The sequence below is a fragment of the Spirosoma pulveris genome, assembly GCF_054781875.1.
In genome coordinates this window covers 1-831 of record NZ_BAAGTO010000063.1, presented here as the reverse complement: position 1 = coordinate 831, position 831 = coordinate 1, and the positions used below count along the sequence as shown (strand labels likewise).

2 protein-coding genes are annotated in these 831 nt (G+C 53.3%); both read left to right on the top strand.

Going from position 1 to position 831, the window contains the following annotated elements; genetic code table 11:
- The coding region (locus tag ACYVJM_RS32110; RefSeq protein WP_461152212.1) for a response regulator at window positions 1–300 on the top strand (300 nt) is incomplete at its 5' end.
- Between the two features lie 221 nt (window positions 301–521).
- A partial coding sequence (locus tag ACYVJM_RS32105; RefSeq protein ID WP_461152211.1) for a GAF domain-containing protein occupies window positions 522–831 on the top strand: 310 nt, incomplete at its 3' end.

Genomic DNA, 831 nt, shown 5'->3' with positions numbered 1-831 from the left:
TTCGACCATGGCCAGGTTCTGGTAGAGGCCTTGCCACACATGCCCCACAAGCCGAATCTGATCCTCCTCGATCAGCACATGCCGGTTCTGGACGGTTACCAAACCTTACTGGCCCTCAAAGGGCACCTGACGTTTAGCACTATCCCAGTTGTGCTGATGAGTGCGGATGCTTCCCAATTGGAAAAGGGACGGGCTTACCAAGCCGGCGCGCAGGCGTTTATCCAAAAGCCAACCGATTTCTGGCGGCTTAAAGACGAGTTGATCAGGGCCTGTGGGTATGCCCGTGAATTGGCGGAATAGGGTTAAAGCTGGATAAGGGTCGTTCTTGATTAATGACCCTGTTGCATAAATTCTCGAATAAGGCTCCTCAAGTTGAGGCAAAGTTCGTCAGCCGCTGATGCTGACAACAAGCGCTTAGCAACCCGAGTAAGCTAGTTAAGGCCCGGCTTGCCCAGCTAAAAAAGGAAACAATTTGCCAGCTTTTGAGTCCTTATAGGGTATGTTTAATGAACCCCGAATCGATGCCTGAACCTCCTTTTGCCCCCGAGGAGACCAACCGACTGCTTGCCTTAACCAGCTACGACATCCTCGACTCGTTGCCTGAAGCTGATTATGACGACATCACCCAACTGGCAGTTCAAATCTGCCAGACACCCATTGCCCTTATTAGCCTGGTGGATGAAACCCGCCAGTGGTTTAAGTCTAACCGAGGACTCCCCCTCCGCCAAACCCCACGGGAGCACTCCTTTTGCGCGCACGCGATTCGTACCCCCCAGCAGCCCCTGATTGTAACCGATGCCCGGACCGATCAACGCTTTACCGATAACCCCC